This is a genomic window from [Scytonema hofmanni] UTEX 2349 (assembly GCF_000582685.1).
GTDB classification, from domain to species: domain Bacteria; phylum Cyanobacteriota; class Cyanobacteriia; order Cyanobacteriales; family Nostocaceae; genus Hassallia; species Hassallia hofmanni.
The window spans coordinates 1,811,825-1,835,924 of record NZ_KK073768.1 but is presented as its reverse complement, the minus strand read 5'-3'; the positions used below and the strand labels follow the sequence as shown (position 1 = coordinate 1,835,924).

Annotated in this window: 21 protein-coding genes; 9 read left to right on the top strand and 12 right to left on the bottom strand. The window is 41.9% G+C overall.

Features of this window, described 5'->3' with window-relative positions; translation table 11 throughout:
* Positions 1-36: 36 nt before the first annotated feature.
* The 3 genes from TOL9009_RS39030 to TOL9009_RS0113275 form a co-directional block, all read right to left on the bottom strand.
* Positions 37-1,791: a protein kinase domain-containing protein gene (locus TOL9009_RS39030; RefSeq protein WP_051502885.1), complete on the bottom strand. Its 1,755-nt coding sequence runs from the start codon at positions 1,789-1,791 to the stop codon at positions 37-39.
* Between the two features lie 273 nt (positions 1,792-2,064).
* Positions 2,065-4,155, bottom strand: coding sequence for an SPFH domain-containing protein (locus TOL9009_RS0113280; protein ID WP_029633244.1), 2,091 nt, complete (start codon positions 4,153-4,155; stop codon positions 2,065-2,067).
* A 28-nt stretch (positions 4,156-4,183) separates the two neighbouring features.
* Positions 4,184-4,444, bottom strand: a complete 261-nt coding sequence (locus TOL9009_RS0113275) for a hypothetical protein (RefSeq protein ID WP_144238223.1) — start codon at positions 4,442-4,444, stop codon at positions 4,184-4,186.
* 10 nt (positions 4,445-4,454) lie between these two features.
* On the opposite strand from TOL9009_RS0113275, the gene TOL9009_RS0113270 reads away from it, so the two are divergent.
* The gene (locus TOL9009_RS0113270; RefSeq protein WP_029633242.1) at positions 4,455-5,327 is read left to right on the top strand and encodes a class I SAM-dependent methyltransferase; all 873 of its coding nucleotides are present in this window, start codon (positions 4,455-4,457) and stop codon (positions 5,325-5,327) included.
* A 426-nt stretch (positions 5,328-5,753) separates the two neighbouring features.
* Here TOL9009_RS0113270 and atpC read toward each other — a convergent pair whose 3' ends face one another.
* Together atpC and atpD are read right to left on the bottom strand one after the other, a co-directional pair.
* Entirely contained in the window at positions 5,754-6,167 is a 414-nt protein-coding gene (gene atpC, locus TOL9009_RS0113260) for an ATP synthase F1 subunit epsilon (protein ID WP_029633240.1), read from the bottom strand.
* A gap of 171 nt (positions 6,168-6,338) precedes the next feature.
* The gene (atpD, locus tag TOL9009_RS0113255) at positions 6,339-7,787 is read right to left on the bottom strand and encodes a F0F1 ATP synthase subunit beta (protein WP_029633239.1); all 1,449 of its coding nucleotides are present in this window, start codon (positions 7,785-7,787) and stop codon (positions 6,339-6,341) included.
* A gap of 531 nt (positions 7,788-8,318) precedes the next feature.
* Here atpD and TOL9009_RS0113250 point away from each other — a divergent pair.
* Entirely contained in the window at positions 8,319-9,140 is an 822-nt protein-coding gene (locus TOL9009_RS0113250) for a SirB1 family protein (RefSeq protein WP_029633238.1), read from the top strand.
* A gap of 67 nt (positions 9,141-9,207) precedes the next feature.
* Here the strand turns inward: TOL9009_RS0113250 and TOL9009_RS0113245 are convergent, their stop codons facing one another.
* Positions 9,208-9,663: an SRPBCC family protein gene (locus tag TOL9009_RS0113245; protein WP_029633237.1), complete on the bottom strand. Its 456-nt coding sequence runs from the start codon at positions 9,661-9,663 to the stop codon at positions 9,208-9,210.
* A 571-nt stretch (positions 9,664-10,234) separates the two neighbouring features.
* Between TOL9009_RS0113245 and TOL9009_RS0113240 the strand changes: the two genes are divergently transcribed.
* Positions 10,235-11,878 (top strand): mechanosensitive ion channel, encoded by a 1,644-nt coding sequence (locus TOL9009_RS0113240; protein WP_029633236.1) that lies wholly within the window; start codon positions 10,235-10,237, stop codon positions 11,876-11,878.
* A 703-nt stretch (positions 11,879-12,581) separates the two neighbouring features.
* Here TOL9009_RS0113240 and TOL9009_RS0113235 read toward each other — a convergent pair.
* Positions 12,582-13,439: an SDR family NAD(P)-dependent oxidoreductase gene (locus tag TOL9009_RS0113235; protein ID WP_029633235.1), complete on the bottom strand. Its 858-nt coding sequence runs from the start codon at positions 13,437-13,439 to the stop codon at positions 12,582-12,584.
* 195 nt (positions 13,440-13,634) lie between these two features.
* On the opposite strand from TOL9009_RS0113235, the gene TOL9009_RS0113230 reads away from it, so the two are divergent.
* A complete protein-coding gene (locus tag TOL9009_RS0113230) occupies positions 13,635-14,540 on the top strand; it encodes a LysR substrate-binding domain-containing protein (protein WP_029633234.1) in 906 nt (301 codons plus the stop codon).
* 123 nt (positions 14,541-14,663) lie between these two features.
* On the opposite strand, the gene TOL9009_RS0113225 is transcribed toward TOL9009_RS0113230, so the two are convergent.
* On the bottom strand, positions 14,664-16,124 hold the full coding sequence (locus TOL9009_RS0113225) for a GTP-binding protein (RefSeq protein ID WP_029633233.1): 1,461 nt from the start codon (positions 16,122-16,124) through the stop codon (positions 14,664-14,666).
* A 334-nt stretch (positions 16,125-16,458) separates the two neighbouring features.
* Between TOL9009_RS0113225 and TOL9009_RS0113220 the strand changes: the two genes are divergently transcribed.
* The 4 genes from TOL9009_RS0113220 (at position 16,459) to TOL9009_RS0113205 (ending at position 20,894) form a co-directional block, all read left to right on the top strand.
* A complete protein-coding gene (locus TOL9009_RS0113220) occupies positions 16,459-16,872 on the top strand; it encodes a hypothetical protein (protein WP_029633232.1) in 414 nt (137 codons plus the stop codon).
* On the top strand, positions 16,873-17,823 hold the full coding sequence (locus TOL9009_RS44500; RefSeq protein ID WP_051502884.1) for a hypothetical protein: 951 nt from the start codon (positions 16,873-16,875) through the stop codon (positions 17,821-17,823). It begins immediately after the preceding gene.
* Positions 17,824-17,974: 151 nt separating this feature from the next.
* Positions 17,975-19,447 carry a TldD/PmbA family protein gene (locus TOL9009_RS0113210; RefSeq protein WP_029633230.1) on the top strand — a complete coding sequence of 491 codons (1,473 nt, stop codon included), beginning with the start codon at positions 17,975-17,977 and terminating at the stop codon, positions 19,445-19,447.
* Positions 19,448-19,553: 106 nt separating this feature from the next.
* On the top strand, positions 19,554-20,894 hold the full coding sequence (locus tag TOL9009_RS0113205) for a TldD/PmbA family protein (protein WP_029633229.1): 1,341 nt from the start codon (positions 19,554-19,556) through the stop codon (positions 20,892-20,894).
* A gap of 66 nt (positions 20,895-20,960) precedes the next feature.
* Here TOL9009_RS0113205 and TOL9009_RS0113200 read toward each other — a convergent pair whose 3' ends face one another.
* The 3 genes from TOL9009_RS0113200 to clpS all read right to left on the bottom strand — a co-directional run bounded on the left by TOL9009_RS0113200 (position 20,961) and on the right by clpS (position 22,968).
* Positions 20,961-21,401 (bottom strand): pentapeptide repeat-containing protein, encoded by a 441-nt coding sequence (locus TOL9009_RS0113200; RefSeq protein ID WP_029633228.1) that lies wholly within the window; start codon positions 21,399-21,401, stop codon positions 20,961-20,963.
* Between the two features lie 427 nt (positions 21,402-21,828).
* Entirely contained in the window at positions 21,829-22,665 is an 837-nt protein-coding gene (locus TOL9009_RS0113195; RefSeq protein ID WP_029633227.1) for a CPBP family intramembrane glutamic endopeptidase, read from the bottom strand.
* 21 nt (positions 22,666-22,686) lie between these two features.
* Positions 22,687-22,968 (bottom strand): ATP-dependent Clp protease adapter ClpS, encoded by a 282-nt coding sequence (gene clpS, locus TOL9009_RS0113190; RefSeq protein WP_029633226.1) that lies wholly within the window; start codon positions 22,966-22,968, stop codon positions 22,687-22,689.
* Between the two features lie 256 nt (positions 22,969-23,224).
* On the opposite strand from clpS, the gene TOL9009_RS0113185 reads away from it, so the two are divergent.
* Positions 23,225-23,584: a hypothetical protein gene (locus TOL9009_RS0113185; RefSeq protein WP_029633225.1), complete on the top strand. Its 360-nt coding sequence runs from the start codon at positions 23,225-23,227 to the stop codon at positions 23,582-23,584.
* A gap of 304 nt (positions 23,585-23,888) precedes the next feature.
* Here the strand turns inward: TOL9009_RS0113185 and TOL9009_RS0113180 are convergent, their stop codons facing one another.
* A complete protein-coding gene (locus tag TOL9009_RS0113180; protein WP_029633224.1) occupies positions 23,889-24,083 on the bottom strand; it encodes a hypothetical protein in 195 nt (64 codons plus the stop codon).
* Positions 24,084-24,100: the final 17 nt, after the last annotated feature.

The following is a 24,100-nucleotide window of genomic DNA, read 5'->3' as shown; positions in this document are numbered from 1 at the left end:
TCGAATACACGTAACAGACGTAGCAGTGCTACGTCTCTACAATGTTTTGGGTTTTATATATACCTGAAATCTGCTGTAAGTTGATTGTGATTCTATAAGCTGCCAAACTTTGATTGTCTTGTCCCTGCTGCCGCTAGCAATCAGTTGTGCAACAGGGCTGACAGCAACGGTATACACTGAGTCTACATGACCAGATAAAGTAGCAATTTCTGCTGTTGTATTGACTCCAGAGAGTTTAATTGTCTTGTCCCAACTTCCACTAATTAACGTTTCCCCATCGGCACTGAAAGCTAGTGTCACCACCGACCAGGAATGACTGGAAAGTGTGCGAATTAACTTACCAGTGTTCACCTCCCACAATTTAATAGTATTATCATCGCTACCCGTCGCCAAAATTTGACCATCCGGACTGAAAGCGACTGTTAAAACCGCCCCTGTATGACCTATAAGTGTTTGATAAGGGTGGTTTTTTAATTGATTTGTAGACAACTTCCACAAGTTAATAGTTCTGTCAAAACTAGCACTTGCCAAAAGCTTTTCTTGCGGATTAAACGCAACTGCACTTACTTGTAATTTATGTCCCGTCAAAGTGCAAATTTCTTTGCCAAAATCAACATCCCAGATTTTGACTGTTTTATCCCAGCTACCACTAGCTAACAGCTTTCCATCGTGGCTAAAGGCGACTGATTTGACAGCGCGGGAGTGTCCAACTAAAGTTAAAATTTCTTGGTAGGTGTTGACATCCCAGATTTTGATAGTTTTATCATCGCTTGCGGTTGCCAAAAGTTTTCCATCGGGACTAAAAGCAACTGATTTCACTGCTTGAGAATGTCCCCTTATGTTAGCGATCGCTTCAAATGTCTTTAAATCCCAAAATATAATACTTTTGTCATCATTGCCACTAACCAAAATATTCCCATCAGGACTAATGGCAATGGAATTTACATTACTTAATACACCATTTCCGGTCAAAGTATGCAAGCATTGCCACGGAGGATTTTGAATTTGAGGTTTGGGATTTTGGGATTGAATACCCATTGCTTCCATAACTTCATCAGCAGATTGAAAGCGACGATTTACAGCATTTTCCAGCAACTTGTCGAGAATTTTCGCCAAGCGATCGCTTACTTTAGTGGTAAGATAATCTCGCCAAGCCCAGCAATTATTCGCAACATCAAATAAATCAAAGGTTGGAATCTGGGTAAGTAAATAAATGCAAGTTACACCCAAGCTATAAAGGTCACTTCCAAATACGCATTTACCCTGAATTTGCTCAGGAGCCGCATACTCTGGACTGCCGATATTGCTATGCTCTGTAAAAGAGTCGATTTCTAGGAGAAATTTAGCTGTAGCAAAATTAACTAAAACAAAATCCCCCGTTTGAGTGCGGATGATATTTTCGGGTTTAATATTGCCGTGAATTATGTGGCGATCGCTAATATATTTGAGAACAGGCAATAAATCCTCTAAAAGTTGCCAAATCTGACTTTCACTAAAAACACCCTCATCGGATAGCACAGAGGCTAAATTGCTACCCTCAATAAACTCCTGTACCAAATAAAATTGCCCTTCCTCCTGGAAATACGCCAAAATTGCGGGAATTTGTGGATGTTTGCCGATTTCTTCTAAAACCTGCACCCTTCGCTCAAAACCGACAATTTGCAGCGAGAACTCTGTAACCACACAACGAACCACAGGAAACAGACTTTCATCCACAGCCAAGAAAGTCTTGGCAAATTCCCCTTGACTGATCAATTTAAGTAAACGGTAACGCTCTTGTAAAAAATTCAAAATACCCTTCCGTCACTTTCTTTTGGGAAATTCAAAATTTACAAATAGAACTTAACATCATGTCAGGTTTATAGCGTTTCCTAGTCTGCTGAGGTACAAATTTATCTGCGTCCATCAGCGTTTATCTATCTTCATCTGCGGTTAATTCTTTTTTTCCTTCTGCACCTCACGAATGTGGGAATCGCTATATTACTTACAATGTAAAGACGTTCCACCGGAACGTCTCTACTAGACGGTTAGAGAGACGCGATAAATCGCCGTCTCTACAATTAATTATTGATTAGATTTATCTCCTGAAAAATCAACAACTAACGGCGAACTTCCATTCTGTAATTTTACCTGCGTCGGTGGCACGACATCAGCCGGCTTTCCAGTTTGATTCCATAAAATCATCGACAGTAACCCATCCACCAACCCATTAGTACTACCATTACTACCAGCAACTAACACATCTGGAATCAGACGGACATTGCGATCGCCGATAATTTGCATTATCTGCATTGTCGTATATCCTTGAGTTCCCAAAGCTTCCACACCAGCGCTGTAAGTTTCTGCTTTCGCATTACCCGTAGCACGGATACCTTCAGCTTCACCAATCGCTTTCAGTTTAATAGCTTCCGCTTCACCTGTCGCTTGCTGAATTTGCGCGTTAGCTAGCAACTCGGCAATTGTGACACCTTGTTCCGATTTCACCAACTCTTGCTGAATATCAGCGATCGCTGTTTCCCTCACCAATTGCTGACGCTGAGTTTGTGCCATTTGCTGAACTTCGTAAGTTTTGCGTTGTTCCTCAGCAATTTTCCGGTCTGTCAGCGTGTGCATTAATTCTTCGGGTGGAGTAATCAAACCAATCAACGAATCCACCGCTTGCACATCATAAGCACGCAATGCAGATTTGACAAATTCAGAAGCTTCAACTTGGCGATCGCTCCGGGCAATCAAGAAATCCAAGATAGTATACTCTTGAGCGGAGTTGCGGAAATAATTCCCCACAATTGGACGCAAAACCTGATCGATAACGTTTTGCATCGAACCTAAGCGGGAAATCACTTTCGGTGCATCCAAAGCACCAATGTGGATAATTTGGAATATTTCTAAATCAAAGCTAAAACCATCAAATGAAAGCAGTTTCAGCGCCTTTAAATTTGTATCGTAACCGTGTTGACCAGTAATTCTATCAGTAAAGTTTAAGACAATATTTGTCGTTGGGACTAGCTCAACTTTCATCACCTTAGTATTGAGCGGATGTTTCCCAGGATACAACGGCTCTACCCAAACACCTTTATGTCCTTGATTTACCAAATTTCCGTGGGTGAAAGCTGCACCGCTGACATCTTCCTGTTCTTTACCTACGAAAGAAATCACCACACCGACATAACCGATAGGAATTTCAGTCATCGGAACTTGTTCGACATTCACTAACCAAGGGTTAAGGTTCCACGAACCCGATAATAACACCTGTTCTTGTAAACCCCGTTGTCCGCCAGCATCAATAAATTTCTGACCATTTTGGAAATTATCATGTCCCTTAATGGTACATCCAGCGATTTCACCTGCTGCGATGGATGAACCATCCAAAGTAGTAATAATACCAACCTTTTCTGCTGCTATTTGATGGATCTGCAACTGTTGCGGATTCATCCCGTGTTGGGTGGCATTACTGCCAGTAATAACCTTAAATAAAGCTGTGTTGATGCGGTAACTACCCGCTGTCATAAAAGCAATTTGTCGTCCTCTTTCCCCACCTTGAGTCAGGAATTTTCGCGCATCTTGGAAATCGTCGCAATCGACGATTTTGCCTAAAATACGTTCTGGGGGGATAGGTGCGCCATCTGCGGCAAGAACAAGGGCGATTTCACCTTGGGGAACAACTATTACCGATTCTTTTTTAACTGAGAATTGCCAAGCCCAATAGCCCCAGTGCCAACCAGGGGCAAGGGTATCTGCCTGCAACCCCGCTTCATCGTTGAGGGCTATTAGCCGTCCTGCGGGGAGTCCGCGTCCTTTCAGGTCAAATTTCTTGACAACAATCCCAACTTCACGTTCACCAATTATTACCAGTCCACCTAAGAATAGGGGGACAAATATCACTAAGCCACCAACAACAACGATGGGAATTAGTCCGAATGGACTAATTCCCATTGTTTGATATTTGCTGCTATCGATTTTCAGTTGGGTAATCGGCTTGATTTGACTTACCTGGGTTGATGCGGTGGTAGTTTCTTGTGTGGGGGAAATTTTTGTGGGATTAGCGCTTGCAGATGGAATCGTAGTAGCGATCGCCAAAGAAGCAAACAGCGATGTTGCAAAACGAAATACTTTATTTGACTGACGGCATTCAAAGGAATTTTTACGGCTTTGCATAAAATTTGCCCCTCTGGGCAACAATTATCTAAATTATGACTTCACCAAGGGTTCCCCAGATTTCTTTAACTTGCTGTACTTGTATACAAAACTTTATGGTTACTTGTTCAACTGCATGATCTGTGAGGCTTTCAGCCACCACGACAGCGCACCTTGATTGCAAGGCATTGGCTAATTGCGGACTAGCTGAGATAGCTGTAAATGAGGACAGGTTTTTTATTTTCACGGTTAAAATTAACAGATTCAGGTAATTTTCGGGAAACATATCAACAGACGACTCATTACACATGACCTGAAAAATGAAATTTAATCATCATGACTGTAAACCCCCAGAGGATTGGGATGACCATGAACAATGGAATCAGTATTGGGCTAATCAATCAAATGCGATACCCAAGCCTCAAATTTGGTCAACTTGGCGCAATAAACCTGAATTGAGATTTCTAGACTTCGTGAGGAATCAATCACAGCGTAAGGTTTGGTTGGCAGGTTGTGGAATCAGTTTTGCACCTATTTTTTATGCCTATGCAGGTTGTAATGTGCTTGCTAGTGATGTCTCTGTTGTGGCGAACGATTTTTTGCGGCAGGTGAATCAGCAAGGGATAACATCTTTAGTTTCCAATGTTGAAGAAATGAATGCTGACCTCAAATTGGAACAGACTCAAGCAACTGATCTGCGTTTTCTAGTTCATGATTTTCGTGAGCCATTGGATGAATACGACTTTGATGTAATACTCAACATTAAAGCGTATCAAGGTCTTCCCACAACCAGTATGAAGCAAGCTGCAACTACTTTTTATAACGCTCTTAAAACAGGTGGTTATGCTATCTTCGATACTCAAAATGTTCAAGGAGATTACCGCAATCAAATTGAAGATTCATTGCTTGATGTAGGTTTCTATATCCCATTTCACAAAAGTGAACGTTGGTATAGAGAGCAATTGAACTCAACAGGAATTGTTTACGTAATGGTGCTTGGTCGTCCCGTAATTCCTCAATGGGGGCAATATGGCGATGATGATTGGAATACTAGAGCATCTCAAGACCGAGAAATTCTGCATTCACTTGACAGTGAATATCAAAAGCAACGGGAACAAGAGTCAAAAGAGGTTCAGGGAATATTAAAAGGCAAGCAGACGAAAATCGCCCATGTTGTCTACAACACAGGTTGAAGCTGCGACCGACTCATTTGGTCGGTGACTTTGCTGTTCCCACGTTGTTTAATGGTAATTTTGATGTGTCCGCAATACAACTGAAGTTTACACTAAATCCCAGCGATCAGAAGATAACGCCGACAGACTTACGGAGCCAAAAAATTACACTATTGAGAGAAGTGGAAATGTCCCGGAAAAGAAAAAGCCTATTGTCAAAAAAGGTATGACTCGACTAAAAAAACAACAGTCAAAGTCGGCTTAACTCTTTAACTTTTGTACTTTGATGAGTCTAGTTCATTAACTCAGTACCTCTGAGTCATTTTGTCATGCCTTAGTCAAAACTCCAGTTACTACGAAAACTCCTCCTGTGAAAGTTTCTAGGAGGAGTTTTGATTTGTCGGGAATAATATAATTCCCTAACTTAGAGTTAGGCAAATTGAATCTTTATACCATACCGCCGGCAGCTTGAAAGCGTGCGCGTGCGCGTTTGTAAGCTTTTGTTGCTTGAATTTGTGCTTGGCGATCGTCTGCTTGCACTTGATTCACGCGGGCTTCTGCTTCATTAAAAGCAGCACGGGCTTGTTCAAGGTTAATTGAGTCGCCTTTTTCCGCACCGTTAACCAGAATTGTGATTTCGTTGTCTTCGACTTCCGCAAAACCACCCATAAGGGCGATCGCTGTCCAATTCTGATTTTTATTTGTACGTACTCGCATCACACCTGTATCCAAAGCGGTCAGGAGTGGCGCATGTCCGGTGAGAATACCTACTTGACCAGTAGTACTCGGCAATACTACTTCTTCAGCTGCGGCATCCCACACTGTTTTATCTGGAGAAATTACACGAACAGTTAGGGTCATAAGTTGTTGGATGTTAGTTGTTGGTTGTTAGTTGTTGGTTGTTGGTTGTTGGGTGTTAGTTGTTGGGTGTTAGTTGTTAGTTGTTTGGTGTTTTACTAACCCTATCGACTAACCACCATCGACTAACCACTAACCACCATCAACTAACTACTAACCACCATCAACTAACTATTAACCTTTAAGCTTTTCAGCTTTGGCGATCGCTTCGTTAATGTCGCCGACTAAGTAGAAGGCTTGTTCTGGCAGTTCGTCCAATTTGCCTTCGAGAATCATTTGGAAGCCTTTGATGGTGTCTTCCAATTTTACGTATTTACCAGGAGAACCGGTGAATACTTCTGCTACAAAGAAGGGCTGAGATAGAAAGCGCTCAACTTTGCGGGCACGAGATACGATCAGGCGATCGTCTTCTGACAATTCATCCAAACCAAGAATGGCGATGATGTCTTGCAGTTCTTTGTAACGTTGCAAAGTTGCTTGTACAGCACGAGCGGTGCTGTAGTGTTCGTCACCCACAATGTTGGGCTGCAACATGGTGGAAGTGGAATTTAACGGATCTACAGCCGGATAAATTCCTTTGGATGCCAAACCGCGAGACAGCACTGTTGTACCATCCAAGTGAGCAAAGGTAGTTGCAGGTGCGGGGTCAGTCAAGTCATCCGCAGGTACGTACACAGCTTGAATCGAAGTAATAGATCCTTCGTTGGTTGAGGTAATCCGCTCTTGCAGTGCGCCCACGTCGGTTCCCAGTGTAGGCTGGTATCCTACCGCAGACGGCATCCGACCTAGTAGCGCCGATACTTCAGAACCTGCTTGTACAAACCGGAAGATGTTGTCAACAAACAGCAACACGTCCTGCTTGTTCACATCCCGGAAGTACTCTGCCATTGTCAAACCAGACAAACCAACCCGCATTCTCGCTCCGGGTGGTTCGTTCATCTGACCGTAAACTAGAGCAATCTTAGACTCGTTGAGGTTGTCTTTGTTGATTACCCCAGATTCCATCATTTCGTTGTAGAGGTCATTACCCTCACGAGTCCGTTCACCTACACCAGCGAATACGGACACACCACCGTGCTGGGTAGCGATGTTGTTGATCAATTCCATCATGATCACGGTTTTACCGACCCCTGCACCGCCGAACAGACCAATTTTACCGCCACGTCGATAGGGTGTTAGCAAGTCAACAACTTTAATCCCAGTCTCGAATACGGAAGGCTTGGTTTCCAGTTCTGTGAATTTGGGAGCATCACGGTGGATGGGTAACGTTGCTTCAGCATTTACAGGTCCCCTGTTGTCTACAGGTTCGCCAAGAACGTTGAAAATCCGTCCTAAGGTGGCTTTACCAACTGGTACGCTGATAGGGGCGCCGGTATCAGCGGCTTCCATCCCACGGACTAAACCATCGGTGGTGCTCATGGAAACGGCTCTCACCTGGTTATCGCCCAGCAGCTGCTGCACTTCGCAGGTCAGCGAAATTTCCTGTCCGGCTTCGTTCGTGCCTTTGACGATTAAAGCGTTGTAGATTTGCGGCATTTTCCCGGTGGGGAATTTAACGTCTACAACCGGACCAATGATTTGGGTAATGTAGCCTATGTTTGTTTTTTCTGCGGTGGTGACCATGCTGGGTCCTAATAAATGAAGCTATATTTGGTGATGGGGTCGTCGGCGACTTAAGATTAACGCTCTTTCATCTTCCAGGTTATCACCGAACGACTCCTATCTTCGCCATAAATTGATTCTTAAGACTGATGTTGTCAAGTTGGCAGCAGGCTTGTACCGCAAGGCGGAAGTCAAAAGTCACTCATTCAAAAGTCAAAAGTCAAAAAGCTTATAGAGCAGTTTTTTGGCGATTTTGAATGGGTGGTTTATTTCCGCCGACCTGTACTAGTATAAAAAAGCTGCTGCCAAAGTGCGATCGCTCTTTAGCAGCAGTTTAATACCATTTCACTCTGAATATCTAATACACACGATGCCAATCGCATTTCGCAAAACCTGATTAATTTAAATGTAATAAATTATGTAGAAATCTATATAAGTAAATTTGAATACATTGGCTAGTCACTTTTGATAAAAGCTGTGTGGGTAGATGTTCAAATCTTCTGATTGTCTTTAAGATAAGGAAAGCAACACATCGAGACAGCATAAAAATATATGAATTTCTCGTCAGCGCGACAACTTTTTTATCAAGAGATTCAACAACCTGACGAGAAGATCGATTTGGCAAAGGCAGCGTTATACATAGCACAAGAAGAATATCCCGATCTGGATGTTGAATATTACCTTAACGCCCTTGATACAATGGCAGCAGAAGCTAAAAAACGCTTGCCAATTGGACGTTATCCTTTGCGGGTAATTCAAAGTATTAATCAGTATCTTTACGATAATTTGGGATTTGCAGGCAATAAAGAAGACTATTATAATCCTCGCAATAGCTTTTTTAATGATGTGATCGATCGCCGATTGGGAATTCCGATTAGTTTGGCATTGATTTACATAGAAGTTGCCAAAAGAGTTGATTTCCCGATGGTGGGAGTGGGAATGCCGCTACATTTTTTGATTCGTCCAGATATTCCCGATATGGAGATTTTTGTTGATGCGTTTAATAACGGTGAAGTGATGTTTGTTGAAGATTGCCAAGAACGGCTTTCGCAAATATATCAACAAAGCGTCACGCTACAACCGGAATTTTTAGCCGCAGTGAATCATCGGCAATTTTTGGTGAGGATGCTGACGAATCTGAAATATATTTACCTGAAACAGCAGGATATAGAAAAGGCTGTAGCAGCAGTTGAGAGAATTTTGCTCTTGTTGCCTGATACAGTTTTAGAAATGCGCGATCGCGGTTTGCTCTACTATCAACTAGGTCTTTATACTCAAGCTACTCAAGACTTGCAAAGTTATTTAACAAGAGTTCCTGATGCTGAAGATGCTCCTGTGATTCGACGCTTGCTGACTCAGATGGGGAGAGGTTGAGGGAGTGGGGGAAGCCTGGTATGGGGGACTTTTGTAGAGACGTTCCGTCGGAACGTCTCTACGACTTTTACGGAAATCCTTGCTGTACTTCTTGCGCTACTCGTTTGAGACGTTGTAGTTGTTCTTGCATGTCTTTTTTTGTCCAGGGTTCAGCGAAGGTTTTGAAACCCCAGCTAATTATGGGGTTGGGAATCTCAAATTCAAAGCGATTAACTAAGCGCGTTCCTTTTTCGACTGGTTGACATTCCCAGCGATCGCGTCCAGTAAAAAAACCGTTAAACTCCCACACTACCAAACCCGGTTGTCTTTCCACAACTGTACTATTTAATGTCGGTTTTATTATCGGTATTTGAATTACAAACTTACTTTTACTACCATTATCGCTACTCCAAGTTTCGCCGATAGGTTCGCAACGCAGTACGGGGTTAAGCCAACGATGCATGAGAGCTAAATCGGTAATACATCTCTCAACCACCGTCGCTGTAGCATTAATTTGAATTGACTGTTCAAAAACTTGAGACATTTTGCATCTTTCAAGCCATTGCTGCACTGACAGTAACGCTAAATTTAGCGCTGTTAGTACACTAAATCAATATTAAAGCCAACTCTACTTTAGAAATAAAAATATATACAATGACACCAAAATCAGTGATATTTTACCGAAGAGGGGGAAAGGGGAAAGGGGAAAGAACAAAGAAAACTTTTCACCACATGGTATAAAGAAGAATGTTTTTAAACATGTCCTTCAATGAAGAGAAGATTTTTTCGGCACGTAGTGTGATAAAAATCATCCTTTAATATTTGAAACCCCTATTTTTAAATATCGGGTTCCCTTTCCCCTTTCCCCTGCGCTCTTAGCGCTTCCCCTTTCCCCCTCTTTTTCATTGTTTTGGCACTAGTAATTTCTCAAACGAGTTGTCAACCAAGCAGGTAAAAAAAATACTCTTGATATCAACTCTACATATGATTTTACTGGTAGATTTATAGGCAAAACACTGGTAAATTAACTGGCATGTATATTTGTGCTATACAATACACGCCAGAAAAATATGACGTGTTTTTGAGATAACAGTTTACCTTAATTTGGGAAAACCATGAACACAACTTGGCAAGGAATAACCCAGATAATGGAACTTGGTTTGTCGATGAGAGTGCAGCATCTTTTGGCACAGTCGCCAAGCCTATCACCAGATCAATCAAACGCAGTCAATTATGTGCAAGGAAGTGTCCAACAGGTAGTTCAATTTCTGCCTAGATTGCTGGGGGCAGTAGTAATTTTAGTCATTGGCTGGCTGATTGCGGCAGTAGCTGCGTCAGTAGTACGCGGTATCCTCAATCGCACTAAGATAGACAACCGTATTGCTAGTGGGTTGACAGGTAGCGATAGTATCCAAGTGGAGAAATTTATCGCCGGCTTGGTCTTTTGGTCTATCCTGCTGTTAACCATAGTTGGTGTATTAGATACTTTAGAGTTGAGAGTCGCTTCTCAACCGCTAAATTCTTTTCTCAATCAAATTGGTGACTTCTTACCCAGGTTAGTAGCTGCGGGAGTCATTCTGTTAATAGCTTGGTTAGTAGCTACCCTCGTCAAGCTGATAACCATACGCGGACTCAATGCTTTGCGGGTAGATGAGCGTTTGAATCCTCCAGAAACACGGGATTCTGTTCCAAGTTTAAATCAGTTGTCTTTGAGTGAGACGATTGGCAACGCTTTATATTGGTTCATCTTTTTGCTGTTTCTCATCCCAGTTTTAGATACTTTGGGGTTAGAACAGGCTTTACAACCAGTACAAACGCTGGTAACACAGATTATCTCAATTTTGCCGAATATTTTAGCGGCAGTGTTAATTGGTGTTGTCGGCTGGTTTGTAGCTAATATCGTGCGACGGATTGTCACCAACTTACTAGCGGCAACAGGAATTGATGATTTGGGGAGACGCTTTGGACTTTCGTCTACTGCGGGAGCGCAATCTTTATCGTCGATTATCGGCACCATTGTCTATGTGTTGATTTTGATTCCGGTAGCGATCGCTTCGTTGAATGCTTTACGAATTGACGCGATTTCCTTACCAGCGATCGCGATGTTGCAACAGATTCTGAATGCCTTACCTGCGATCTTCACAGCGATCGCCATTTGGATTGTTGCTTATTTCGTCGGGCGATTTGTCGGAGAACTCGTTACCAACATCCTCACAAGCATCGGCTTTAACAACATCTTCTCTGTTTTAGGTCTACCAACACCTGTCAGACGCACCACATACCCAGCAGAAACAGAAGTACCCATAACCCCAGCCCGAACTCCATCGGAAATTGCTGGTATCGTTGTACTAGTTGGTATCATGCTGTTTGCCACAGTCGCGGCAGTGAATATCTTGAATATTCCCGCACTGACATTACTGGTAAGTGGCATAGTGGTCATATTCGGACGCATTTTGGCTGGATTGATTGTATTTGCTATTGGTTTGTTCTTAGCAAATCTAGCTTTTAACATCATTGCCAGTTCTGGAAATGCCCAAGCACGGATTTTGGCACAGGTAGCGCGGATTGCGATTATTGCTTTAGTTTCGGCAATGGCATTGCAACAAATTGGTGTTGCGAGTGATATTGTCAACTTAGCCTTTGGACTTTTACTCGGTGCGATCGCTGTTGCTGCTGCCTTATCTTTCGGTCTAGGTGGTCGCGAAATTGCCCGCGATCAAGTTCAAAGTTGGTTAAACTCTTTTAAAAGTAAAGGGTAAATACGGGGGATTGGGAACTATGGACTGGGTAAGAAAGTTATTCCCTAACCCTAAATCTCGGAACTTCTGCCTCAAAAGTTGAATTTTAGCGCTTTGAACTTGGATGTTTGAGTTTAAAACTTGACATTCCGAGTTCAAAGCAGGAAGTTCCATATTTTGAGAGCAGGGCTATTTCATTCTCATCTAGTCCGCCTCAGAATAAATTCTGAGTCTAATAGCGCTCATTCGTCTAAAGACGACTGAGAAAAGATTATAGTCCGTTTTAACGGAATGCGCGCTATTAGCCCGGAACTTCAGTTCTGGGCAGTTTATGTCTAGAACGAAATAGCCTTGATTTTGAGAGCGATGTCTTCTTCTTCTTATTGATTCCCGCTTTTAACTTCTTCTTTACTCCAAATATATTTACGGCAGGTTTTGCAGACGGCTTTTGCTTCCTCTGTTTGCGGATTGGTGAAGATAGGATGGTCAAGGAGGCGATCGCTTTTAAGACTAGCTTATGCACTTAAGTAGTAGTGCAAAAATATTTATATATTCCAAAAGCGTCAAACCCTCGTGATTGCTTCTCTTCTCCTGTCGGAGACGCCAAGGGCAAACGAGACGCTCCGCGAACGTTCCTCGCTTCGGACAATATATATTTAATTTTGCCTAACTACTTAATCTCAATTGTTTCCTTACAGACCATCTCGAAGTACAAGCCCAGTCCTTAAAACGCAACATCCGCAGCAATCTCCTGCCAGCGAGTAGCCAAATCCTCCGCAGTAGAACTTTCAACAGCGGCAAGGTTTAATGGATAGTCCACGTTGTCTCTCTCGATCCAGCGCGCGGCTGTGAATTGACCATTGCTTGCCCTTAATATAAATCCAGACTCTCGGCATTCACCAGAAGCCAGATATAACACTCCGGGGGCTACTTGATCGGGTCGCAACTCCTCTGGCTCATCTTGTACGTTCCACATCCGCGTTTTGGCTACCGGTGAAATCGCATTAACGAGAATTCCATGCAATGCGCCTTCAACCGCGAGCACATTCATCAGACCTATCTGTGCCATTTTTCCCATAGCATAAGGGGCGAGACCACTGAGTGCATATTGCTTATAAACAGCTCTATCTGAAGTCGTAAGCACAATCCGTCCGTAGTTTTGCTGTTTCATAATTGGAAAGGCAGCTTGAGCCAGCCATGTTGGTGCTTCTAAGTTGATGCTGATGGCGCGCTGTAGAAAATCAGGCGTTAGTTCTTGCACTGACTGATAGGCAACCCATCCCGCATTGTGGATCAAGATGTCGAGGCGACCAAACTTCGCCCTGGTAGTTTCCACTAGAATTTGGCAGTTATCTCTACTATCAAGGATTACGTCGCTCGGCAGGGCAACTCCACCTGCTTCTCGAATCCTGCTTGCAGCATCAGCCGCCACATTCGGATCGAATCCGGTCCCATCTTTGTTAACGCCTGCGTCATGCACAACGACACGCGCTCCTCTTTCCGCTAGCAGACGGGCATAGGCTGCCCCCAAACCTCGCCCGCTTCCAGTAATAATAGCTACTTGATCGTCGAGTCGAATCACTTAATTTTCTCCTGACTTAAATTCTGAATTTTAATCAACTAAACTTTAGGAGCAACACGATTTTTGTCTGAGTTCATTGGTTTTGTCCAATACAAAAACGATGAGACGCACCTCATATTTCTCACGATAGGAGACAGCCAGGCAACTGTCCAATATATATTTGACTAAGATTAATAGGTTAAACATATAAATGTGATGGAACTACGGCATCTGCACTACTTCATCGCGGTGGCTGAGGAACTACACTTTAGTCGAGCAGCAGAGCGGTTGCACATTTCCCAACCCCCACTCAGTCAGCAGATTCGCGGTTTGGAAGATGAACTAGGAGTCAAGTTATTTGAACGAACGAAGCGGCAAGTGCATCTGACTGAAGCAGGCAAAGTGTTTTTAGAGCGCTCCTATGGAGTGTTAGCGCAACTCGAACAGGCGATCGCAGTCACACAACGGATAGGGCGGGGTGAGGTTGGACAGTTGGCGATCGGGTTTGTCGGATCTGCAACGTATACCGTGCTGCCAGATATTTTAAGTGTCTTTCGAGAACAGTTTCCTGCTGTAGAACTACGATTGCATGAACTGACGACGCAAGAGCAAATTCAAGCTCTGCATCACAAACAGGTTGATGTCGGCATTGTTCGTTCTGCCATCATTGAGCCAGGTTTGAGTGTGGAATGCATTTTGCAAGAATCATTGGTATTGGCGTTGCCAGAAACCCATCCGCTCTCTGCCCAGACTAAAGTGTCTCTCTCCGCTTTGGCTTCGGAATTATTTATCCTATTTCCTGCCAAAATGGGACCCATCTTTTACGAGCAGATTATTAACATTTGTCAACAAGCTGGATTTCGTCCGAAAGTCGCTCAGGAGGCAGTTCAGATGCAAACTATCATCGGTTTGGTTGCAGCAGGACTGGGTATCGCTTTCGTTCCCGCCTCCTTGCAAAACTTCCACAGAAGGGGAGTCATTTACAGACCCTTACAAGAGCAGACACCTAAAACCGGACTCTATCTTGCTTGGCGGCAGCATGATTCCTCTCCAGTAATAAGAGCATTTCTCAGCTTGGCACGGAAGACGACACAATGGGAGTCAAATCGTGATGATACGTGAGTAGTTAGGGAGCGATCGCCTCACCTAATAGCCTACGTAGGCTAAATCCATTACCTACGTTTTTAGTCCGCGCAGGCGGACTTTGTTCGTGTAGCCGCGACTTCAGTCGTCGGGTAATGAGCGCTAACCCCTTCGCTTCATCTTCTCTTGCAACTCATCCTTAATTCGATTAAGAATCGAAGTCTCATCCAGACTTGCCAAAATCTTCCCAATTACCGCTTTCGGTCCATCGGGTCCCCAAGTTGCCCCATTCGCTAAATAAGCTTTAGTAACTTGTCCAATTCCGTAAGAAGCAACACCAGTTACCCCCGCTTGGGTTATTGCAACTGATACATAGGGAGCGAAAGAAGCCCCACCTGTAACGGGTGCAGAGATGCCAAGTAAAGTTTTTAACCCGCTTAAGCCGAGAGTTGCTAACAGTTCGCTGGCACCAATACCGCCCATCCCCAGAGCGATTTTCTGTAATAATTGTACGGCTCCAGTTTCCGTCATCGCGATGCCGTAGAGTTTAGATAAACCGAGAATTAAAGCAATATCAATAACTACACCGCTCAGTATATCTACCACTGTAATCGGATTGAGTGCGATCGCTACCGCTTTAGTGATCACCGCTTTCCAAATCAACTCATTTGCAGCGCGATCGCGAATCATCAATTTTCGCTGCACCAATTGCTCATTTACATTATCCGCGTAAATCATCGTATTCAAAGCCACCAAAGCTTTGCCCTCGCGGTGTAAAATCTCTAATATTTTCAGCTTTAATTCTTCAACTTGGGCATTACCCGGACGTAATTGTATCCCCCTAGTACCATCAGCACGTTGAACCGCCGTTTTTACCAAAGGTGATGCGGCTGCCATAACAATTTCTAGCGGTGAAAGTAATTCCCGCACCCTTTCATCGCGGACTTTGTGGTAAACTGCCATGCGATCGGCTTCTGGATACTGATCTACCTTATTGAACACCAAAATTATCGGTTTACCAGCTTCGCGCAACTGAGAAAGAGCCTCATGTTCTAATTTTGTCATGTCCCCAGAAATAACAAACAGAATTAAATCTGCTTGTTTTGCGACATGTTCAGCTAAAGCGGTGCGGGTTTCGCCATCTACTTCATCTAAACCAGGAGTATCAATCAATTCCACCTGAGATTGACCGATTCCTGGTAAAGTTACACGTAGAGTGCGATTTGAGGATGCGATCGCTTCCTCAGTAATACTCCAATTAACTCGCTGTGCAGCACGAGTCACACCATGCAAAGGACCGGTTTCAAACACCGACTGTCCAACCAAAGCATTCAATAAAGAAGACTTCCCGCGTCCCACCATTCCAAAAGCCGCAATTTGCACCACCATCCGGTCTAACTTACCCAACATCACTTCTAAATCGCCAATTTCCGCTTCCAATCCGCGTTTTTCTTGTGCAGTCAAGTCAAGTTTTGCCACCAAACTTCTTAATGCCGTTTGTGCCTGCTTATAATTGAGTTCCGCCTGAATATCTTCAAAACTGAAAATAGCTTTATCAAGTTCTTCCTCCCAACTAGAAGAATCACTTTGATGAGGATCGGGCAAAGGTAAAGTCGAATTCATATTAACTTCGGATTTTTTCTTTAAAATTTTAAATAGATACCCTTATCAATCCTAGTGATTTTCTAACGTAGTAAGCACTTTAGTGCTTAAATCAACCGCTTAAGCGCTTACTACGAGCTAAATTTCCTCTTTCAGAGTCTTTAAAGTGTCTAATTTTACAGCAGTTTATGATTCTTGTGTTTTATATCTATCCAGCACCGTTAAGTATTGTAGGGTGCGTTAGACGGAAGTTGTAACGCACCATTCTCAAGGGTTTGATGCCGTACTCTCGCAACTACACACCCTACGTATCTGTTCAAAAATAAAATATGAGTCCTATACTTTAAAAACTACCATGAAAATCCATAAAATCCCTAAATGGGTAATAGTTTCAGTTTTTGTAATAGAACTCTTTTTATTAATATCTTTATCTTTAGTTAACTATAATACCGCGTTGGCTTTATTGTTAGGTATCATTATAGGCTTGCTATTAGCTTTTTTTCCTTTGTTCAAATCAAAATATTACTTTTTAACACAAAAAATAATAAGAGGATATAACTATTTATCAAAATCACAAAAATATAAAATATTAATAATAGGACTATTTTCATTTAGTTTGACTTTATTTTTATTTAAATTTAATTATACTTTATCTCCCGATCTATATTCAACTGTAATAGCACAGCGTTACGTAATAAATTTTGAGCCATTGAATAAAGAATTAACTAAATTTAGAACCACAGAAGAATTGCAACTTAAAAAAAAATAAGTGCTGCTTTCTATCGAAAAAAATAAAAATAAAGAAATAAATGGAATTTATAAAAATGATTTACTTGCAAATTCTTTTAAAGAATATTATTCAGATAATCAAACATCTAAATTTAAATTTATTAGAAATATTCATAGTCTTAACCGGGGATTTGTAGTTAAAGAATTATATATTGTTCCTCTTAATTTATCTTTAGAAGGATACATAAATTTGAATTTCAACAATGGCTCAACTATTAAAATCCAAATAGGAGGTAGCCAAATATCAAATATAATAATAGATAAGATACCAAAAGGGTCTTTTTATCAAGCAAAAGATGCTGATAATTTTAAATTATCTCCCTATCTTAATGAAGAGACAGTCCAATGGTCTGCTTCTAATCTAGAACAAGGAATAAGGTTTGCTTACATTGTAGAACCTTTTAATTACTTAAATTGGGCTTTAAGACCTTTATTGAAAATATCATCTCTGCCTGGGGTAATCTTTACCTTTTTCGGAGCGATAATAACTTTTCTTTTGAGTTTGAGATTCAAGCCAATTGTAAATGTTCAAGTTAAAGCTATAGCAAATGCAGAGGGTATACTTATGACAGAAAGCTCTAAATATGATATGCGGGGGGCAAATTTCCAAGGTGGCTTTGCTGAAACAAACTATGGAAAAATGATAGAGAATCAGCACAACTATGATGCTCAAAGTAACCTAGTTGAAGCGGCAGCACAAATCCAGCAGTTACTGAAACAACTAGAGGCAACTAACCCTACTACAACTGAAATTGAAAAATTGGCTGTTGTGGCTAAAGCTTCTGAGGAAATAAAGAAAAATTCAACATTGAAAGCACAGATTATCAATGCGCTCAAGGCAGGAGGAACCGAAGCATTCAAAGAAGCTGTTGACCATCCATTAGTTAATGTTTTGATAGCAACTGTTCAAGGTTGGCAGGAAGCTAAGTAGGGGTAGTGTTAGAGTGAATCTCACCAGTAGTACCATCCCTACCTACACCTATCTAGTTACCTCACACGGACATTTTCTTAAATTTGTTAGAGTACACACACCAGGATATTTCAATTAAACCTTTGATAATGCGAGCATTTTAAGGCAACCCATGCTTACAAACACCCTACTTCAGTCCAATCAACTCCCCACCCTGCAATACACCTCCACCCCAGAGCGATTCGATGAAACCTGGGAAGCTCCCCTGGCAATCCTCCTGGGACTTGGACGCGCAGCTGGCGCCGACTTCATCGAATTATTCTTAGAACGTCGCAACTATATTAGTTGCCTTGCAGAAGACGATTCTATCACCAGCATTTCACCCAGTCTGGCTACAGGTGCGGGAGTGAGAGTCTTTCGTGGCAAAGCCGACTGCTACGTAAGCACCAACAACCTTTCATTTACCGGTTTGAAAGCCGCATTAGAAAAAGGTCTTTCCATCTTAGGATTGCAACTACCAACAGCTAACGCTTTCATCCCAGAAATCAACCTCGAACTACTTAGAGACTACGCAACCAAAAGAGGCAAAGATAAATGGCTACCTTTATGTAGTTCCATCCGCGAAATGGGAGAAGTCCTCCTTGATGGTACCGCTTATTTGCACACAAAAGCCAACCACATTCAATCTCGCCGCGCCAGCTACTTCCGCGATTGGCAAGAAGTCTTAGTTGCCGCTAGTGATGGCACATTTGCCCGTGACATTCGTCTCACTCAATCTGTTGGATTTAACCTGCTGTGCGCTGATGGTGCAAATCGCACCTCCATCGCCGAACGCGCAGGAAATACCAGCGATGCCAACTTCCTGAGAACCTGGGATTATCAACAATCCGCCGAACAAATCGCCGAATCAGCCGGAAAAATGCTTTACGCTGACTACGTAGAATCGGGCACATACCCCATCATCATGGCGAATCACTTTGGCGGGGTAATTTTCCACGAAGCTTGCGGACACCTCCTAGAAACCACGCAAATTGAACGCAAGACCACACCCTTTGCTGACAAAAAAGGCGAAAAAATTGCCCACGAAAGTTTAACAGCATGGGATGAAGGACGTTCAGAAAACGCCTTCGGCACAATTGACATGGACGACGAAGGAATGCCCGCACAAAGAACGCTATTAATTGAAAAAGGCGTTTTAAAGAACTTCTTAGCAGATAGAACCGGCTCAGTACGCACCGGACATCCCAGAACCGGCAGCGGACGTCGCCAAAATTACACCTATGCAGCTGCTAGTCGGATGCGAAATACTTATATCGCAACTGGTGAATACAACACAGAAGATTTATTTGCCTCTATTGACAAAGGCATTTACTGTAAAAAAATGGGTGGTGGTAGCGTCGGTGCCACAGGACAATTTAACTTTGGTGTAGACGAAGCTTATCTCATAGAAAATGGCAAAATTACCAAGCCATTAAAAGGAGCCATCCTCATCGGTGAAGCCAAGGAAATTATGAATAAAATTTCCATGTGTTCCCAAGATTTATCATTAGCCGCAGGTTTTTGTGGCTCCGTCAGCGGCAGCATTTACACCACAGTTGGACAACCCCACATCAAAGTAGATTCTATCACCGTAGGCGGACGCTAACCTCCTTAATTCGTAGTAAGCACTTTAGTGCTTTCTTAAGCGCTGAAGCGCTCACTACATATTCAAAATTTCCGAAGCATTTGTAATTTGAAATCTAAAATCGACTATGCCGAATATCAACGAAATTGCAACATCTGCCAAAGAAACAGCCAACAAACTTGGCATTAATAAATTTGACATTTACGGCTCAACTGTAGATGAAACCAGCGTACAAGTAGACCAAGGTGAGCCAAAACAAGTCAAAGCTTCAAATCGCTCCGGTGTCACCGTTAGAGTTTGGAACAAAGACAATACAATGGGTGTCACCAGCACCACAGATGTAGATCCGCAAGGACTAGAATTAGCTTTAAAAACCGCTTACGAAGCTAGCTTCTTCGGTGTAAAAGAAAACGTCCCAGATTTTAGTCCAGAAGCGACTGTCAAAATCGACAATAATAAGAGTGAAAAAGCTGCTCAAGCACCAGTTTCGCAACTAATAGAAAGCCTGATTGTTGCCGAAAAAGAACTTTTAGCAGTTCATCCGGCTATTAAAGGAGTACCTTATAACGGTTTAGCGCAAAGAGATATTGACAGGTTCTATCTCAACAGCAATGGTGCAATTAGAACCGAATCTCACTCTTTAGCATCGATATATCTTTACAGCAAAACCGAGGAAGAAGGTAAAAAACCGCGTAGTGCTGGGGCTTTTAGAATCAACCATAGTTTAGATAACCTAGACATTAATGGTTGCATCAAAGAAACCGCAGATAAAACAATTAGCCATTTGAACTATGAAAAAATAACAACTGGTAAATATCGAGTAGTTTTCTCAGCAGAAGCTTTCTTGAGTTTGCTAGGCGCTTTTTCTAACTTATTCAACGCTCAAAGTATTCTCGACAAACAAAGTCTATCTACCCCAGATTCTCTCGGAAATAAAATTGCTTCCCCGCTGCTTTCTGTATGCGATGATGCGTTACATTCAGCTAACATTGGTGCGGAAGCTTTTGATGGTGAAGGAACTCCTACCCGTCGGGTTTCGCTAATTGAAAACGGTGTTTTAACAGGTTTTCTCCACAGTGCAGGTACTGCGAAAAGAATGAACGCCAATCTTACTGGTAATGCAAGTATTGGTGCAAAAGTTAGCGTCAGTCCTAACTTTTATCATGTATTTGCAGCCGCCAATTCTGAACAAGAATATAGTTTAGAAACTGCGGAAAATGTGATTCTAATTGATGATTTACAAGCTTTACACGCGGGAGTTAAATCCTTACAAGGCTCTTTTTCACTACCCTTTGATGGTTGGTTAATTAATAAGGGTGTCAAAACTAGTATCGAGTCAGCAACTGTTGCCGGCGATTTTCTGGAAGTTCTCAAATCAATTATTTATGTTGAGAAAGAACCAGAATTGACACCCGGAGGTGTTTGTCCAAGAATTTGGATTGATGAATTATCCATTACAGGTGAATAAAAGTTAGGACACATCAAGTTGTAGAGACGCGATTAATCGCGTCTCTACGAATCACCCAAATTAGCATTATTCACCGCCACCTACGCCGATATTACTATTAAACACATCAGTACCATTCAAATTAGCGCCGATTAAAGTAGCGCCTTCTAACTCGGCACTATATAAGGTAGCATTGCTTAAGTTAGCGTTGGTGAGATTGGCATTATTTAAAGTCGTGCTATTGACGAATGCTTCTTTCAAATTAGCACCCTTCAAATTAGCGCCAGTTAAATCAGCACCTTCTAAGTTAGCATTTTGTAAATTAGCACCCTTCAAATTAGCATTCCGTAAATCTGCACCAATCAAGTGGGCGCCTTTCAGGTTTGCACCACTTAAATCACACTTGAGACATTCTCCGGTTTTTAGCAAACGCTGCACATGAGCGGGGTTTGCTGCATTAGCGGGAACGGAAGCACCCAGAGATATTGCGCTTAATAAAGCGATCGCAGCTAAAGATTTAATTCTCATAGTCAATTCCCTCCCAAATTTTTAGAAGCTATTTAATAAGTATTTGGCACAAATCTTAAAGCTTTCCGTTGATTTGCAACCGCTTACTTAACTTCTACAATCACAGTATTACCCATTCCCGAATTTAACGCCTCATACAATGGGAGGAATTGAAAGTTTGCATTATATCTAACATTCTTGTTTGAGCTATGCTTAAGGGAGTAAGTTGCTTAGGCAATCACTGAAGATTCAAAATGCTAAAAACCTTTGTCATAGGCATCTTGGCTGTTTGCTGAAAGTCTTTGGCTACATGTAAGATTTAATGTAAATCAGAATCTGTCTTTGGATAGAGAAGGACATGTGTTTATTAGACAGACGTAGAGACGTAGCGTTGCTACGTCTCTACAAGGGTTTCGGGCAACACATAATTAAATTTTGGAGATATCTATTATCTCGTAAGAGCGATCGCTCTCGATTTCCTCCCCATCCACAAAGCCAACACACTCAACAACAGCAACCCCATCAACCCAGCTAAGGGATTTCGATTCACACCAGTAACCCAATCAGGAACTGCACCAGAATATTTGGTTAATTGCCCAACATTGATAATGTAATAACCCCAAATTAAACCAGCGTGAAGTCCAATCGATAAGCCCAAACGCCCTCTACGCCAGCGTTTTGCACACACCAAAAATAATGCCAGCAGCAATAAGCCAAAAAATTGCGGCGATGTCTGAATAATTTCTGGCAAAGGTTTAATAAAGTGGGTGACAGCAAAAATAACCGCAGTTGCCCAAACTACCACATTGAGATTGTAATCGCGCTGTAACTCATCAAACAGCCATCCCCGAAATAATAATTCCTCAGCAAATCCATAAGCCAAGGCAACAATCAACCCTTCTAAAATAACTCTCAATAAAAAAATACTGGGTTTTTGCCATACCAGCCAACCTAGCAATCCTTCTACCCCAAATAAAATCAAAATATTAATTAGTCCGATCGCCAAACCATGCAACAAATCCATTGCATTTTGCGGTGTTCTTTCTAAACCATAATGCCTCAGTATCTGGGTTTGCTTATAAACTTTTCTGCCCCAAAGCCGCAGTAACAAAATAAACTCTACATACAGCAATGGCATTGTCAAAATAGTAACTAAGTTGTCATCCCGCACTAATAAGCGAATTGGTGCTGCTATTGGCAACCACAGCAACAACAATGCCAATATAAATATACCCAGCCGAACAGGGGCAGGGTATTGAGACAGACGAAGAAAATTAATTTTCAAAAACGTTTTGCCTGTTGATTGTTATTCCTCAGGTTCAATTGTGCTGGTCAAACCGTGATTTTTCAAGGTTTCACAATAAAACTCAGCGTGTTCCTGAGCACAAGTAATAACTAAAGCTAACCCATTCGTATGAGCTTCCATCATGATACTAACAGCCTGGGGCTGAGTCAGGTTAGGCACTGTGGTTATTAGCACCTTCACCACATGCTCCATCGGGTTAAAGTCATCGTTATGGAGCAAAACGCGATACTGAGGCGCAAGTTTACGGGATGTTGAACGCTTCTCAATGGTTTCGACTGACACGGCTATTTGCTCTTTATCTACTACAAAGTCTCTGTAAGCGCGATCGCTTTACAGTTATTTACCTATTCTATCTTATACAAAAGCAAATAAATGGTCATGAAAAACTTTTGCTGCTTAGGTTTGATAATTGCATCAAGTCTTTGCCTGGTTTGATCATTCACTACTTTTGCAGCGTTTTACTAGGATACCACACTTTCACCCTCTTAAAATAAAGAAAGGAGCAATACAATCGTTGCCGCTACCTTATAACGTAATTATGGACATTAACCAATTTCAACCAGGGCAAATTGTATCTTTAGAGCATGACACAAAACGCCTGTATGCAGAAGTGATTCAAGTTGTGGTTTCCCGTCAGTTGTGCTGGGTGCGTCCTTTGCTGTTAGTTGCTTTCATTGAAGAACCACCGATAATAACTGACCTGCGAGATGCTTCTGACCTGCTTTGGTCAATAAATTTATTTCAACCAGCCTTAGACACAGAAGTTATTACGCTGTTAAGTGAAATTTTTGCCAAAGAACCAAAACATGAGCTTGATTCAGATGCTAAACAGCAACTCAATCAATTTTTGCACTTTTTTTGGCAAGCGCACCCAGAAAAACCAGAAAATAAAGATTAAAGGAATTTTTTTCTCGCGTTGCATAATTTTCAGCGCCGGCGATCGCCTAGAAGTGAGTAATATTATGCATGGCAATTAACTACTGAAATCATGAAAAAAAATATCGAAGCATTGTTTTCACACTTTAAGTTATGCCAAAAAATCATCTTGTCTACTTAGTAGAAAAATCTCAGCAGTGGTATTGTCAATATTCCTGCACTGCCTCTACTACAAAAGTATCTATAAATAAAGACAATTTAGTTACAAAATGCAAATTAACTTAATGTATTCAACAATTATTTAAACTTCTCAATCAAAATTAGGATTAAAGGCTAGGAACCAACTTAATTCTACCTGCATCCATCTCTGACATTAAGAGTTCTAAAGCTTCATAATCAACATCGGAAATGTAACCCATTTGAGTCAGTTCCGAATTGATTTCGTTTTCAATTTCTGGAGTTAATTTTTTAATAAAAAGCGCTCTTTCTACTAATTTACGAATACCGTACTGAGTTCTCATATACAATAAACCAATTA

Bases quoted from the DNA above. Each gene is read 5' to 3' on its own strand.
- TOL9009_RS0113220 (WP_029633232.1), top strand. From the start codon at position 16,459: ATGAAAATCCATAAAATCCCTAAATGGGTAATAGTTTCAGTTTTTGTA.
- TOL9009_RS0113280 (WP_029633244.1), bottom strand. From the start codon at position 4,155: ATGCAAAGCCGTAAAAATTCCTTTGAATGCCGTCAGTCAAATAAAGTA.
- TOL9009_RS0113210 (WP_029633230.1), top strand. From the start codon at position 17,975: ATGCTTACAAACACCCTACTTCAGTCCAATCAACTCCCCACCCTGCAA.
- TOL9009_RS0113245 (WP_029633237.1), bottom strand. From the start codon at position 9,663: ATGTCTCAAGTTTTTGAACAGTCAATTCAAATTAATGCTACAGCGACG.
- TOL9009_RS0113180 (WP_029633224.1), bottom strand. From the start codon at position 24,083: ATGAGAACTCAGTACGGTATTCGTAAATTAGTAGAAAGAGCGCTTTTT.
- TOL9009_RS0113230 (WP_029633234.1), top strand. From the start codon at position 13,635: ATGGAACTACGGCATCTGCACTACTTCATCGCGGTGGCTGAGGAACTA.
- TOL9009_RS0113200 (WP_029633228.1), bottom strand. From the start codon at position 21,401: ATGAGAATTAAATCTTTAGCTGCGATCGCTTTATTAAGCGCAATATCT.
- TOL9009_RS0113225 (WP_029633233.1), bottom strand. From the start codon at position 16,124: ATGAATTCGACTTTACCTTTGCCCGATCCTCATCAAAGTGATTCTTCT.
- atpD (WP_029633239.1), bottom strand. From the start codon at position 7,787: ATGGTCACCACCGCAGAAAAAACAAACATAGGCTACATTACCCAAATC.
- TOL9009_RS0113250 (WP_029633238.1), top strand. From the start codon at position 8,319: ATGAATTTCTCGTCAGCGCGACAACTTTTTTATCAAGAGATTCAACAA.
- TOL9009_RS0113275 (WP_144238223.1), bottom strand. From the start codon at position 4,444: ATGTGTAATGAGTCGTCTGTTGATATGTTTCCCGAAAATTACCTGAAT.
- atpC (WP_029633240.1), bottom strand. From the start codon at position 6,167: ATGACCCTAACTGTTCGTGTAATTTCTCCAGATAAAACAGTGTGGGAT.
- TOL9009_RS0113270 (WP_029633242.1), top strand. From the start codon at position 4,455: ATGAAATTTAATCATCATGACTGTAAACCCCCAGAGGATTGGGATGAC.
- TOL9009_RS0113240 (WP_029633236.1), top strand. From the start codon at position 10,235: ATGAACACAACTTGGCAAGGAATAACCCAGATAATGGAACTTGGTTTG.
- TOL9009_RS0113185 (WP_029633225.1), top strand. From the start codon at position 23,225: ATGGACATTAACCAATTTCAACCAGGGCAAATTGTATCTTTAGAGCAT.
- TOL9009_RS0113205 (WP_029633229.1), top strand. From the start codon at position 19,554: ATGCCGAATATCAACGAAATTGCAACATCTGCCAAAGAAACAGCCAAC.